General features: G+C 49.4%; 13 protein-coding genes. 11 read left to right on the forward strand and 2 right to left on the reverse strand.

Annotation, left to right across the window (positions count from 1 at the left end; genetic code table 11):
- Nucleotides 1-113: 113 nt before the first annotated feature.
- From ACJHYD_RS15560 to yahM, 8 genes are all read left to right on the forward strand, one after another.
- Nucleotides 114-524, forward strand: a complete 411-nt coding sequence (locus ACJHYD_RS15560; protein WP_001550683.1) for an ASCH domain-containing protein — start codon at nucleotides 114-116, stop codon at nucleotides 522-524.
- A 253-nt stretch (nucleotides 525-777) separates the two neighbouring features.
- Complete coding sequence (locus ACJHYD_RS15565; protein ID WP_001042105.1) at nucleotides 778-1,761, forward strand: autoinducer 2 ABC transporter substrate-binding protein; 984 nt, start codon at nucleotides 778-780, stop codon at nucleotides 1,759-1,761.
- Nucleotides 1,762-1,809: 48 nt separating this feature from the next.
- Nucleotides 1,810-3,294: a sugar ABC transporter ATP-binding protein gene (locus ACJHYD_RS15570; RefSeq protein ID WP_001550685.1), complete on the forward strand. Its 1,485-nt coding sequence runs from the start codon at nucleotides 1,810-1,812 to the stop codon at nucleotides 3,292-3,294.
- Nucleotides 3,287-4,258 (forward strand): ABC transporter permease, encoded by a 972-nt coding sequence (locus ACJHYD_RS15575; protein WP_000818889.1) that lies wholly within the window; start codon nucleotides 3,287-3,289, stop codon nucleotides 4,256-4,258. Before ACJHYD_RS15570 ends, ACJHYD_RS15575 begins: the two co-directional genes overlap by 8 nt.
- Complete coding sequence (locus tag ACJHYD_RS15580; RefSeq protein WP_001550686.1) at nucleotides 4,255-5,211, forward strand: ABC transporter permease; 957 nt, start codon at nucleotides 4,255-4,257, stop codon at nucleotides 5,209-5,211. Before ACJHYD_RS15575 ends, ACJHYD_RS15580 begins: the two co-directional genes overlap by 4 nt.
- Before the next feature lie 86 nt (nucleotides 5,212-5,297).
- Nucleotides 5,298-6,347, forward strand: a complete 1,050-nt coding sequence (yahK, locus tag ACJHYD_RS15585; protein ID WP_001550687.1) for an NADPH-dependent aldehyde reductase YahK — start codon at nucleotides 5,298-5,300, stop codon at nucleotides 6,345-6,347.
- A 242-nt stretch (nucleotides 6,348-6,589) separates the two neighbouring features.
- Nucleotides 6,590-7,405: a protein YahL gene (gene yahL / locus ACJHYD_RS15590; RefSeq protein WP_001309286.1), complete on the forward strand. Its 816-nt coding sequence runs from the start codon at nucleotides 6,590-6,592 to the stop codon at nucleotides 7,403-7,405.
- A gap of 412 nt (nucleotides 7,406-7,817) precedes the next feature.
- Nucleotides 7,818-8,063: a protein YahM gene (yahM, locus tag ACJHYD_RS15595; RefSeq protein ID WP_000290597.1), complete on the forward strand. Its 246-nt coding sequence runs from the start codon at nucleotides 7,818-7,820 to the stop codon at nucleotides 8,061-8,063.
- Between the two features lie 16 nt (nucleotides 8,064-8,079).
- Here the strand turns inward: yahM and ACJHYD_RS15600 are convergent, their stop codons facing one another.
- Complete coding sequence (locus tag ACJHYD_RS15600) at nucleotides 8,080-8,751, reverse strand: LysE family transporter (protein WP_000976967.1); 672 nt, start codon at nucleotides 8,749-8,751, stop codon at nucleotides 8,080-8,082.
- 146 nt (nucleotides 8,752-8,897) lie between these two features.
- Here ACJHYD_RS15600 and yahO point away from each other — a divergent pair, with 146 nt between their 5' ends.
- Entirely contained in the window at nucleotides 8,898-9,173 is a 276-nt protein-coding gene (gene yahO, locus ACJHYD_RS15605; RefSeq protein WP_000691953.1) for a DUF1471 family periplasmic protein YahO, read from the forward strand.
- Nucleotides 9,174-9,273: 100 nt separating this feature from the next.
- Here yahO and prpR read toward each other — a convergent pair whose 3' ends face one another.
- Nucleotides 9,274-10,860: a propionate catabolism operon regulatory protein PrpR gene (prpR, locus tag ACJHYD_RS15610; protein ID WP_001550688.1), complete on the reverse strand. Its 1,587-nt coding sequence runs from the start codon at nucleotides 10,858-10,860 to the stop codon at nucleotides 9,274-9,276.
- A 238-nt stretch (nucleotides 10,861-11,098) separates the two neighbouring features.
- On the opposite strand from prpR, the gene prpB reads away from it, so the two are divergent.
- Complete coding sequence (gene prpB, locus ACJHYD_RS15615) at nucleotides 11,099-11,989, forward strand: methylisocitrate lyase (protein ID WP_000052204.1); 891 nt, start codon at nucleotides 11,099-11,101, stop codon at nucleotides 11,987-11,989.
- Between the two features lie 44 nt (nucleotides 11,990-12,033).
- Nucleotides 12,034-13,203 (forward strand): 2-methylcitrate synthase, encoded by a 1,170-nt coding sequence (prpC, locus tag ACJHYD_RS15620; RefSeq protein WP_001285909.1) that lies wholly within the window; start codon nucleotides 12,034-12,036, stop codon nucleotides 13,201-13,203.
- Nucleotides 13,204-13,233 lie beyond the last annotated feature (30 nt).

Consider the following 13,233-nt stretch of genomic DNA (forward strand, 5'->3'; position numbering starts at 1 on the left):
ACCTGCTTCGGATAAAAAAGATTAAAAATAGAAAAACCAATGATACTCTTGCTGATGGTTATCAACAGTAATTAAGATGTGATTTGTTTTTCCGTAATCGTAAAAATATTGCCATGACCATAAAAGAAAAATTCTCACAAAAATATCCCCATGCTTCCTTTTGTACTTTTGGCGATTCAGCAGCGTTGGCCGATCACCTCGCAACGTTGATTGCGACTGGTGTTAAAACAGCTTCCTGTGGTTCGCTGGCGGGATGTATTGAAGACAACGTATTTCCGATGATTGGTGAGTATAAGATTGTAGAAAATAGCCGTGGTGAACCTGTATGTGTTATCAGAGTGATTGGCCTGCATTTACTGCGCTTTTCTGATGTCACCGCAGAGCTTGCCCGTAAGGAAGGTGAAGGTGACCTCAGTCTTGAATATTGGCGTAATGAACACCGTCGTTTTTTCCAGGTAGAAGGAAGCTATTCACCAGAAATGGACGTTATCTTTGAAGAAGATACCCTTATTGACATTGTGTAGATAACTATTTATCTACGCGAAATAAACTCACAAACATAAAGTATCGCTAATTTTGTTTATTTTGCTATTTTTTACGTGATGATTGTCACACTTATTGTTACTGCCCGTTTTGTCCATATTTATAACCAAATTTTTAATAGCTGCCTGAAATAGGGCTGTTTATTCTGCATAAAAATATTCGAAAATTCTTATTCTCTCCAGCGCGCTAATTTGGGCGAACACTTCCTGACTACCCTGCAATGAGGCTGAAATGATGAATAAACGTTTTGTTATCAATATGGTGTCTTCGCTGTTATTAGGCGCTGCGCTAATTTCTGCGCCGCTCCAGGCAGCGGAAAAAGTCGTGGTGAATATCTCTAAAGTCGATGGTATGCCGTGGTTTAATCGCATGGGCGAAGGTGTGGTTGAGGCGGGTAAAGCCTTTGGTGTTAATGCGTCACAGGTGGGGCCTTCAAGTACTGATGCTCCGCAACAAGTTAAAATTATTGAGGATTTAATCGCCCGTAAGGTTAATGCAATTACAATTGTGCCAAACGATGCCAACGTGCTGGAACCGGTATTCAAAAAAGCGCGAGATGCCGGAATTGTGGTTCTGACCAACGAATCCCCCGGTCAGCCAAGTGCTAACTGGGATATCGAAATCATTGATAACGAAAAATTTGCCGCTGAATATGTTGAGCATATGGCGAAACGCATGGGTGGCAAGGGCGGCTATGTGATTTACGTGGGTAGTTTGACCGTGCCGCAGCATAACTTATGGGCTGACTTGCTGGTGAAATACCAGAAAGAGCATTACCCGGATATGCATGAAGTTACCCGCCGCATGCCGGTTGCCGAGAGTGTGGATGACTCACGTCGTACCACACTGGACCTCATGAAAACCTATCCTGACTTGAAAGCGGTTGTCTCCTTTGGTTCAAACGGTCCGATTGGCGCGGGACGTGCAGTGAAAGAGAAACGGGCGAAAAATAAAGTCGCAGTCTATGGCATGATGATTCCTTCACAGGCGGCATCACTGATTAAAAGTGGTGATATCACCGAAGGGATTACTTACGATCCGGCCTCTGCAGGTTACGCACTCGCGGCCGTCGCCAGCACGTTGCTGAAGGGTGAAGAGATCAAACCTGGATTAGAAATGGAGAATCTCGGTAAGGCCGACGTAGATATGGATAAGCGAATTATCCGTTTCCATAAGGTATTACTGGTCAACAAAGACAATATCGACTCACTTTATTAATCCATTTCTTCGGGGCGAAAGCCCCGATTCTTATTGCCAGGGGATGCTATGGAAACCTTCCTTTCCCTTCGTCATATCAACAAAACGTTTCATGCCACGCGAGCGCTGCGCGATGTTTCTCTCGACTTTATGTCGGGTGAAGTGCACTGCCTTGCCGGGCAAAACGGCTGTGGTAAATCGACGTTGATTAAAATTATGTCCGGTGTTTATCGCCCGGATGAGGGAGCGGAAATTACGCTTGGTGGGAAAAACTGGTCAAAGCTGACACCCGCCGCTTCGGTGGCGCAGGGGATTCAGGTGATTTATCAGGACCTCTCTTTATTTCCTAACCTGAGTGTCTGGGAGAATATCGCCGTGAATCACTATCACCACGGTCTGTTTGTTAACCGACGTCGTCTGCGTGAGGTGGCGCAGGCGGCAATGACCAGTATTAACGTCACATTGCCTCTGGATACGCTCGTTTCTGAGCTTTCAATTGCCCGCTGTCAGCTGGTGGCAATTTGCCGTGCACTGGCGCAGGACGCACGGTTGATCGTGATGGATGAACCAACCGCTTCGCTGACCCATCAGGAAGTGCAAGGGTTATTACAGGTGGTGCATCAATTGCGGGAACGCGGGATCTGCGTGGTCTTCGTCAGTCATCGTCTGGAAGAGGTGATGGAAGTTTCCGACCGTATTTCAGTGTTGAAAGATGGTGAGCTGGTCGGGACCTTTCCGGCCGCAGAGATGACCACAAAACAACTCAGTTTTCTGATGACCGGCCAGGAGTTCGAATATCAGGTGCGAGAGTTGTGGCAGGGAAAATCCAGCACTCCGGTGCTGGAGGTGCGTCATTTAAGTCGTCATGGGGAATATCAAAATATTAACTTGCGGGTGGAAGCGGGCGAAGTGGTGTCGATTGTTGGCCTGCTTGGTGCGGGGCGCACGGAATTATGTCTGAGTCTGTTTGGTATGACCCGACCGGATGCTGGCGAGATCCTCATCAACGGTCAGCCGGTTACACTGCATAGTAACCAGGACGCCATCCGCCACGGTATTGGTTATGTTTCGGAAGATCGCATGTCGCGCGGTTTGGTGATGGCGCAATCTATTGAAGACAACATCATTAGCACTGTTTTTCACAAGGTAAAAGATCGCTTCGGCTTTCTGAGTGAAGCTAAAGTGCGTGACCTGGTGGACAGGCTAATCAAGGCATTGACCATCAAAGTTTCTGATCCTCATCTCCCGGTGAATACGCTTTCTGGGGGTAACGCGCAGCGAGTATCGATCGCCAAATGGCTGGCGATTGGGCCACGACTGTTGATTCTCGATAGCCCGACAGTCGGTGTTGATATCGCCAACAAAGCAGGAATATACGGCATTATCAGCGATCTGGCGGCTCATGGCATTGCGGTATTGATGATCTGCGATGAAATTGAAGAAGCGTGGTATCAAAGCCACCGGATTTTGGTAATGCAAAAAGGTCAGATCACCCATAGCTTCCTGCCTGACAGCAGTTCTCAGGCCAGGATTGCGGAGGTGGTAAATGGCTGAACTGAAAAAACGTCATGAATTCTGGCTGGCATTACTGATTGTGGGGCTGTTTGTCGGCCTTGCCTGGCGCAGCGACGAGTTTCTGACATTCGGTAATTTGTACGATCTCGCCAATAACTATGCCATGTTGACTATTCTCGCCTGTGGTTTGTTTGTGGTGTTAATTTCCGGTGGGATTGATATTTCGTTTCCGGCAATGACCATCATTGCGCAATACGGCATGGTGCTGCTGCTGCAAAAAATTGGTGGCAACTTTGCTGTCGCGTTTGCCCTGGCGGGCGGCATCGGCATTTTACTTGGCTTAATTAACGCCTTACTGGTTAATCGCCTACGGGTGCCTTCTATCATCATCACTATCTCGACGCTGAATATTTTTTATGGCCTGCTGTTATGGTTGAGTAAAGGTGTGTGGCTGTACGACTTTCCGCCGTGGTTTGAGCAGGGGGTAATGTTGTTCAAGTACACCGATGCTGATGGCTATGACTATGGCCTTGGTCTGCCGCTGATCGCCATGATTACGGTGGTGCTGCTGACAGCGTTTATCATGAATTTCACCAGTGTAGGGCGCAAAATTTATGCCCTTGGCGGGAACCGTGAATCCGCCAGTCGCATCGGCTTTAGCGTGCTGAAACTGCAACTTTTCGTCTACGGCTATATGGGATTGATGTCTGGTGCTGCGGGTGTAGTGCAGTCGTGGACGGTGATGACTGTCGCCCCCGATTCTCTTCTGGGTTATGAGCTGACAGTACTGGCTGCGGTGGTGCTTGGCGGCACTAGTTTGCTCGGCGGGCGCGGCACGTTAACCGGTACTTTGCTCGGCGTGGTGTTGTTGGCAGTGATGCAAAACGGGCTAAATTTATTGGGAGTCTCGTCTTACTGGCAAACATTGATCACCGGCATCATCATCGTTGCCAGCATTAGTGCCACGGCGTGGAGTCAGCATCAGAACCGGAGTCTGCTATGAAAAAATCGTGGCGTAACAACGTTGAGTTTTACTTGATCGGCCTGCTGGTGCTAACTGTTGCAGCCTTCAGCATTACTATGCCGGAGATTTTCTGGTCGATAAGTAATTTCCAGTCCGTCGCTTCGCAAATGCCCGTGCTGGGCATTCTGGCGTTGGCTATGGCGGTGACCATGCTTTGCGGTGGCATTAACTTGTCAATTATAGCCACTGCTAACGCCTGTTCACTGGTGATGGCGTGGGTGGCGACTCAGTATCCACCGGGTATTGCTACGGTTGTCGCTACGCTGCTGGCGGGCGCTGGCGCGGCGGTGATAATCGGTTTATGTAACGGCGTATTGATTGCTGGTATTCGAGTGTCGCCAATTCTTGCAACGCTTGGGATGATGACGTTGCTCAAAGGGGTAAATATTCTGGTGACAGGCGGTAGCGCCATTGCCAATTATCCCTCATGGGTGCTGTGGTTGAATCATGCACAGTGGTTCGGTATTCCGCTACCGATGTGGTTGTTTACCGCAGTGTCGCTAGGGCTGTGGATATTGCTGGAGAAAACGCCGCTCGGTAAATCCATTTATCTGATTGGTTCTAACGAACGAGCAACACTTTACTCCGGCATTAACACTCGTCGGGTGCTGATTTGGGTGTATGTCATTTCCGCCTTGCTTTGTGCGGTAGCGGCATTTTTGATGATGTCGAAACTCAACTCGGCTAAGGCCTCTTATGGCGAATCGTACTTGCTGGTGTCAATCCTCGCGGCAGTACTCGGCGGGGTTAATCCGGACGGCGGCAGCGGGCGGATAATTGGTATGGTGCTGGCGCTGTTTCTTCTGCAAATTATTGAAAGCGGCTTCAATATTCTCGGTATAAGCCCCTACCTGACGATGGCCTTATGGGGAACGTTGCTGCTCTGTTTCATTCAGGCTCGCGGCATGTTGGGGCTGGATCGGGTGGTTTAAATATTGGCTATATTCAATGGACGCGTTTTGCCGCGATGACATATCAGGCATCGCCAAATACACATAGCTAATCAGGAGTAAACACAATGAAGATCAAAGCTGTTGGTGCATATTCCGCTAAACAACCACTTGAACCGATGGATATCACCCGGCGTGAACCGGGACCGCATGATGTCAAAATTGAAATCGCTTACTGTGGCGTCTGCCATTCCGATATCCACCAGGTCCGTTCCGAGTGGGCGGGGACGGTTTATCCCTGCGTGCCGGGCCATGAAATTGTAGGGCGCGTGGTAGCTGTTGGTGATCAGGTAGAAAAATATGCGCCGGGCGATCTGGTCGGTGTCGGCTGTATTGTCGACAGTTGTAAACATTGCGAAGAGTGTGAAGACGGGCTGGAAAACTACTGTGATCACATGACCGGCACCTATAACTCGCCGACGCCGGACGAACCGGGCCATACTCTGGGCGGCTACTCACAACAGATCGTCGTTCATGAGCGATATGTTCTGCGTATTCGTCACCCGCAAGAGCAGCTGGCGGCGGTGGCACCTTTGTTGTGTGCAGGGATCACCACGTATTCGCCGCTACGTCACTGGCAGGTCGGTCCGGGTAAAAAAGTGGGCGTGGTCGGCATCGGCGGTCTGGGACATATGGGGATTAAGCTGGCCCACGCGATGGGGGCGCATGTGGTGGCATTTACCACTTCTGAGTCAAAACGCGAAGCGGCAAAAGCCCTGGGGGCCGATGAAGTTGTTAACTCACGCAATGCCGATGAGATGGCGGCTCATGTGAAGAGTTTCGATTTCATTTTGAATACAGTAGCTGCGCCACATAATCTCGACGATTTTACCACCTTGCTGAAGCGTGATGGCACCATGACGCTGGTTGGTGCGCCTGCGACACCGCATAAATCGCCGGAAGTTTTCAACCTGATCATGAAACGCCGTGCGATAGCCGGTTCTATGATTGGCGGCATTCCAGAAACTCAGGAGATGCTCGATTTTTGCGCCGAACATGGCATCGTGGCTGATATAGAGATGATTCGGGCCGATCAAATTAATGAAGCCTATGAGCGAATGCTGCGAGGAGATGTGAAATATCGTTTTGTTATCGATAATCGCACACTAACAGACTGAAAAAATTAATAAATACCCTGTGGTTTAACATATTAACTTCGCTCTCCACTTAACTTTTTAGTTAAGGAGAGCGAAATAATATCAAAGTAGCAGTAAAACCTATAACGTAAATTCAAATTGTTAAATTAACTCCCTCCAGTACACAATACTTCACACGTTAGTTATGAGCGATTTCTGATAGTGCCTGGTTTAATCAGAGCTTTATTATCTGCGACGTTTATTTTTATTTAAGAGAGATCGCGATGATATCATTAAAAGCTCCGCACAATAATTTGATGCCATATACGCAACAAAGCATACTTAATACGGTTAAAAACAATCAGTTACCAGAGGATATCAAAAGCTCCCTGGTTTCCTGTGTCGATATATTCAAGGTTTTGATTAAACAATATTATGATTATCCTTATGATTGTCGTGATGATTTAGTCGATGACGACAAACTCATTCATCTCATGGCTGCCGTACGAGACTGTGAGTGGTCAGACGATAACGCACTCACCATAAATGTGCAGTTTAATGATTTCCCTGGGTTTTATGACTGGATGGATTACCCTGATCACCCGGTTAAGTTTGTTTTTCGCATACTTGAAAATCAAAAAGGGACAGTTTGGGTATATGACCAGGACGATGCGTTTCTTGATATTAAAGCAAATGTGCAGGCTGGACGCTTTACCGGGCTTAAGAAATTAGTGCAGTTTATCGATTCAGTGCGAACAGATTGCAAATGTATTCTTCTTGAACACCATATGCCTTTGCTGAGACTTTTCCCTAAAGGGAAAGAGTGTATGCATGTGGAAAAATGGCTTCGCGAAATGTCGTCTATCCCGGAGACCGACGCGCCCATTAAGCAGGCGCTTGCGCATGGATTATTATTACACTTAAAAAATATCTACCCTGTTTTTCCTGAATCACTGGTGATGTTATTGCTCTCTGTTCTGGACGTAAAAACATACAGAGATGATGCGCGATTAAATCAATGGATATCTAATAGAGTCCAGGAATTAGGTGACAGATATTATCCTGTAAATAAGCACGTTAAAATCCGCTACACTCTTTAGTTCAGAAAGGGTTCCACCTGTGAGTTGTTATTCCACCAGAGAGTGAATCGCAAAGCAGGTAATCATTTCATCTGTATATCCGTATGCCAAATGGCATTCCACCGCCTTTTTCGCCGATATTTTGTTGTGATCGGCGACGCTTCGCTTAAAAAAGCATCAGCAGTGGTTTCGCAGCTATACGGTGTATAAAAAATGATCTCATGCAGATGTTTTGTGAATGTGTGGGTTGACATTCATATGAAAAAAATCATAATTCCATCATGTTTGTGTGGGGTCTTTTCTGTATCTTACGCATCGCACTCAAGCCTGACAGAAAATATGCTGTAAGGCTCATATCAAAAACCGCCATTAGCTCATCAGGAAGAGCAGACGACAACCAGGATTGTTGTATGGTACGGGGTTCGAGGCCTCGATGGCGGTCCAACTTTTCATAACTCTTCTGAATCAGATCCCCTTATTATCATCCCTGCAAAGTGAAACATTGCCATTGTTTGGCTATTCAGGACGGGGCAGAGCAATGAAAAAAGCCCACACAGGGGAGAGTGGGCTGAAATGGGAAGCTAAAGACTCAAGTAAACTTATCGGAAATAAGGACCACGCATTACGGGGGCTATCATCGCCGATGGTCGGGATTCGGCAAATCAGGTTGATTACGTAGAGAGTAAATTATCTGCTCACCGCTGCGTCACCCCTTCGTAAATCAGGCGTAGCGCGAATACACCAATAATTGCACCAATAACCCGACTGGCAACGCGTTGCATACGCCCATAAGCACGACGCACTGCGGGCAAAGAAAACGCCTGACTAAGAAAAACGCGCCAGATAATTGATGCGAGCACAATCCCCGCCCAGGCCATTAAACGTGCCCATGTTGGTGTTTCGGCATTTAATGTTACTGAGAAAATACTGATAAAAAATAAAACGGTTTGCGGGTTAGAGAGATCGGTAATTAATCCGCGGCGAAAAAAGACATACCAGGGGGCGTTAATCGGTTGTTGTAGTGTGCTCATTTGCGGTGTTGACTGGCGGCGCATGCTGCACCACGCAAACCATAAGAGATAAGCGCCGCCGACGATTCTGATAAGCGAAAAAATCTCCTCACACTGCGTAATTAGCGTTGCAAGACCAAACAAACCCAACCCGGAATAAAATGCATCGCCCAGCGCCACGCCCAGCCCGGTCAGCACCCCTGCGCGTCGACCGGAAGCCAGGCTGGTTTGTACTACCACAAAGAGATTGGCTCCCGGATTAAAAAAAGTAATCACGAACAGTCCTACGGTCAGGTAAACGGCGTGCAAAGGATCCATAGTGATTTCATCCATAAATAAGTGAAGTAACTTCATCATATTTCTACCAAAAATAATCGGGTGCGAGAGAGATCACAAAGTGTCTTATTTCCGGTTACTGGCGTTTATGCCCTGACTGAACTAATTATTAATCAACCCAATAATGTGGGTGGGTAATAGTGTGATAACAACTCTGGAGCCGTAATATGAAAATAATCTCTAAAATGTTAGTCGGTGCGTTAGCGTTTGCCGTTACCAATGTCTATGCCGCAGAATTAATGACCAAAGCGGAATTTGAAAAGGTTGAATCGCAATATGAAAAAATAGGTGATATTTCAACCAGTAATGAAATGTCGACCGCAGATGCGAAAGAAGATTTGATCAAAAAAGCCGATGAAAAAGGGGCTGATGTGTTGGTGCTGACCTCTGGTCAAACTGACAATAAGATTCACGGCACGGCAAATATTTATAAGAAGAAGTAATTCTGAATCCTATGTAAACATCCCCGATGCGTAAGTTTATCGGTGATCATCATCTATTGAAATTTATGCCGGATAAAGCGTTCGCGCTGCATTCGGCAGTTCAGCTTTTCAGCCGCCGCCAGAACGTCGTCCGGCTGATACCTAAATAATTCGCCGCTGCTGTTTTATCGCCATTAAATTTCTCCAGTGCCTGTTGTGGTGTCAGCAAGGATGGGGAGGGAATTTTCGCTGACTCGCGCGCCAGCTCCGGCAGTAGCAGCTGCAAAAACTGCGGCGTTAAATCCGGCGTCGGTTCCACACTTAAAAACAGCGCCAGTCGCTCCATCATATTGCGCAGTTCACGAATATTGCCCGGCCAGTCGTAGTGCACCAGCACGGTTTCGCTTGCCTGTAATCCCTGGCGTAATGCGGCAGAAAACGGGGCGGAGAGCGCCGCCAGAGACACTTTCAAAAAGCTTTCCGCCAGCGGCAGAATATCCGTCACCCGCTCGCGCAGTGGTGGCAATTGCAGACGCAAAATACTCAGCCGATAAAACAGATCACGGCGAAACTGCCCTTGCCGCATATCTTCTTCCAGATTGCAGTGAGTGGCGCTAATGACCCGCACATCTACCGGAACAGGCTGATGCCCGCCGACGCGGGTGACCTCTTTTTCTTCCAGCACCCGTAACAGGCGAGTCTGCAAAGGTAGCGGCATTTCGCCAATCTCATCCAGAAACAGCGTACCGCCGTGGGCAATTTCGAACAGCCCGGCGCGACCTCCACGTCGCGAGCCGGTGAACGCCCCTTCCTCATAGCCAAACAGCTCTGCTTCCAGCAGCGATTCGGCAATCGCCCCGCAGTTGACGGCAACAAACGGATGCGACTTTTTGCCCTGTCGCGCATCGTGGCGGGCAAAATATTCCCGATGAATCGCCTGGGCCGCCAGCTCTTTGCCCGTCCCCGTTTCCCCCTCAATCAACACCGCCGCACTGGAGCGGGCATACAGCAAAATAGTCTGCCGTACCTGTTCCATCTGTGGTGATTGACCGAGCATATCGCCCAGCACGTAACGAGTACGCAGGGCGTTGCGGGTGGCATCGTGAGTGTTATGGCGTAACGACATGCGCGTCATATCCAGCGCATCGCTGAATGCCTGGCGCACGGTGGCGGCGGAATAGATAAAAATTCCGGTCATTCCGGCTTCTTCTGCCAAATCGGTAATCAGCCCCGCGCCGACCACCGCTTCGGTGCCGTTAGCTTTCAGCTCGTTAATCTGCCCGCGCGCGTCTTCTTCGGTAATGTAGCTACGTTGGTCGAGGCGCAAATTAAAGGTTTTTTGAAACGCCACCAGCGCCGGAATAGTTTCCTGATAAGTCACAACGCCGATAGAAGAGGTGAGTTTTCCGGCTTTTGCCAGTGCCTGTAACACATCGTAGCCGCTCGGTTTAATCAAAATAACTGGCACTGACAGGCGGCTTTTCAGGTACGCGCCGTTAGAGCCAGCAGCGATGATGGCGTCGCAGCGTTCGCTAGCCAGTTTCTTGCGGATGTAGGTCACCGCTTTTTCAAAGCCAAGCTGGATAGGGGTAATGTTCGCCAGATGATCAAACTCGAGGCTGATATCGCGAAACAGCTCGAACAGGCGCGTTACAGATACCGTCCAGATAACCGGTTTGTCGTCATTCAGCCGTGGTGGATGTGCCATAGCGCACCGCAAAGTTAAGAAACCGAATATTGGGTTTAGTCTTGTTTCATAATTGTTGCAATGAAACGCGGTGAAACATTGCCTGAAACGTTAACTGAAACGCATATTTGCGGATTACTTCATGACTATATTGCTAACAAATTGAAATTAAACATTTAATTTTATTAAGGCAATTGTGGCACACCCCTTGCTTTGTGTTTATCAACGCAAATAACAAGTTGATAACAAAGGATGGGCTATGTCTCTACACTCTCCAGGTAAAGCGTTTCGCGCTGCACTGACTAAAGAAAATCCATTGCAGATTGTTGGCACCATTAACGCCAACCATGCGCTGCTGGCGCAGCGTGCCGGATATCAGGCGATTTATCTTTCCGGCGGTGGCGTGGCGGCAGGTTCGCTGGGGCTGCCGGATCTCGGTATTTCTACCCTTGATGACGTGCTGACAGATATTCGCCGTATCACCGACGTTTGTTCGCTGCCGCTGCTGGTGGATGCGGATATCGGTTTTGGTTCTTCTGCTTTTAACGTGGCGCGCACCGTGAAATCGATGATTAAAGCCGGTGCGGCAGGACTGCATATTGAAGATCAGGTTGGTGCGAAACGCTGCGGTCATCGTCCGAACAAAGCGATCGTCTCGAAAGAGGAGATGGTGGATCGGATCCGCGCGGCGGTGGATGCGAAAACCGATCCTGATTTTGTGATCATGGCGCGCACCGATGCGCTGGCGGTAGAGGGGCTGGATGCGGCGATCGAGCGTGCGCAGGCCTATGTTGAAGCGGGTGCCGAGATGTTGTTCCCGGAGGCGATTACCGAACTCGCCATGTACCGCCAGTTTGCCGATGCGGTGCAGGTGCCGATCCTCGCCAACATCACCGAATTTGGCGCAACACCGCTGTTTACCACCGACGAATTACGCAGCGCCCATGTTGCAATGGCGCTGTACCCGCTTTCAGCGTTTCGCGCCATGAACCGCGCCGCCGAACATGTCTACAACGTCCTGCGTCAGGAAGGCACGCAGAAAAGTGTCATCGACACCATGCAAACCCGCAACGAGCTGTACGAAAGCATCAACTACTACCAGTACGAAGAGAAGCTCGACGACCTGTTTGCCCGTAGCCAGGCGAAATAAAACACAACGAAAAATATCTCGACCCTACAAATGACGAGGACAACATGAGCGACACAACGATCCTGCAAAACAGTACCCATGTCATTAAACCGAAAAAATCTGTGGCACTATCCGGCGTTCCGGCGGGCAATACGGCGCTCTGCACCGTGGGTAAAAGCGGCAACGACCTGCATTACCGCGGCTACGATATTCTTGATCTGGCGGAACATTGCGAATTTGAAGAAGTGGCGCACCTGCTGATCCACGGCAAACTGCCGACCCGTGACGAACTCGCCGCCTACAAAACGAAACTGAAAGCCCTGCGCGGTTTACCAGCTAACGTGCGTACCGTGCTGGAAGCCTTACCCGCGGCGTCGCACCCGATGGATGTTATGCGCACCGGCGTCTCCGCGCTCGGTTGCACGCTGCCAGAAAAAGAGGGTCATACCGTCTCTGGTGCGCGGGATATTGCCGACAAACTGTTGGCGTCGCTTAGCTCGATTCTTCTCTACTGGTATCACTACAGCCACAACGGCGAACGCATCCAGCCAGAAACCGATGACGATTCCATCGGCGGTCACTTCCTGCATCTGCTGCATGGCGAAAAGCCGTCGCAAAGCTGGGAAAAGGCGATGCATATTTCGCTGGTGCTGTACGCCGAGCACGAGTTTAACGCCTCCACTTTTACCAGCCGGGTGATTGCGGGCACTGGCTCTGATATGTATTCCGCGATTATTGGCGCGATTGGCGCACTGCGCGGGCCAAAACACGGCGGGGCGAATGAAGTGTCGCTGGAGATCCAGCAACGCTACGAAACACCGGACGAAGCCGAAGCCGATATCCGCAAGCGCGTGGAAAACAAAGAAGTGGTCATTGGTTTTGGTCATCCGGTTTACACCATCGCCGACCCGCGTCATCAGGTGATCAAACGCGTGGCGAAGCAGCTCTCGCAGGAAGGCGGTTCGCTGAAGATGTACAACATCGCCGATCGCCTGGAAACGGTGATGTGGGAGAGCAAAAAGATGTTCCCCAATCTCGACTGGTTCTCCGCTGTTTCCTACAACATGATGGGCGTTCCCACCGAGATGTTCACACCACTGTTTGTTATCGCCCGCGTCACCGGCTGGGCGGCGCACATTATCGAACAACGTCAGGACAACAAAATTATCCGTCCTTCCGCCAATTATGTTGGACCGGAAGACCGCCAGTTTGTCGCGCTGGATAAGCGCCAGTAAACCTCTACGAATAACAATAAGGAAACGTAC

The sequence above is a fragment of the Escherichia sp. WS1368 genome, assembly GCF_046487485.1.
GTDB classification, from domain to species: Bacteria; Pseudomonadota; Gammaproteobacteria; order Enterobacterales; family Enterobacteriaceae; genus Escherichia; species Escherichia coli.

Excerpts from the sequence above, each read along its gene's own strand:
- ACJHYD_RS15600 (WP_000976967.1), bottom strand. The coding sequence starts at position 8,751 with ATGATGAAGTTACTTCACTTATTTATGGATGAAATCACTATGGATCCT.
- yahK (WP_001550687.1), top strand. The coding sequence starts at position 5,298 with ATGAAGATCAAAGCTGTTGGTGCATATTCCGCTAAACAACCACTTGAA.
- yahO (WP_000691953.1), top strand. The coding sequence starts at position 8,898 with ATGAAAATAATCTCTAAAATGTTAGTCGGTGCGTTAGCGTTTGCCGTT.
- yahM (WP_000290597.1), top strand. The coding sequence starts at position 7,818 with ATGGCGGTCCAACTTTTCATAACTCTTCTGAATCAGATCCCCTTATTA.
- ACJHYD_RS15565 (WP_001042105.1), top strand. The coding sequence starts at position 778 with ATGAATAAACGTTTTGTTATCAATATGGTGTCTTCGCTGTTATTAGGC.
- prpB (WP_000052204.1), top strand. The coding sequence starts at position 11,099 with ATGTCTCTACACTCTCCAGGTAAAGCGTTTCGCGCTGCACTGACTAAA.
- prpC (WP_001285909.1), top strand. The coding sequence starts at position 12,034 with ATGAGCGACACAACGATCCTGCAAAACAGTACCCATGTCATTAAACCG.
- ACJHYD_RS15570 (WP_001550685.1), top strand. The coding sequence starts at position 1,810 with ATGGAAACCTTCCTTTCCCTTCGTCATATCAACAAAACGTTTCATGCC.
- yahL (WP_001309286.1), top strand. The coding sequence starts at position 6,590 with ATGATATCATTAAAAGCTCCGCACAATAATTTGATGCCATATACGCAA.
- prpR (WP_001550688.1), bottom strand. The coding sequence starts at position 10,860 with ATGGCACATCCACCACGGCTGAATGACGACAAACCGGTTATCTGGACG.
- ACJHYD_RS15560 (WP_001550683.1), top strand. The coding sequence starts at position 114 with ATGACCATAAAAGAAAAATTCTCACAAAAATATCCCCATGCTTCCTTT.
- ACJHYD_RS15575 (WP_000818889.1), top strand. The coding sequence starts at position 3,287 with ATGGCTGAACTGAAAAAACGTCATGAATTCTGGCTGGCATTACTGATT.
- ACJHYD_RS15580 (WP_001550686.1), top strand. The coding sequence starts at position 4,255 with ATGAAAAAATCGTGGCGTAACAACGTTGAGTTTTACTTGATCGGCCTG.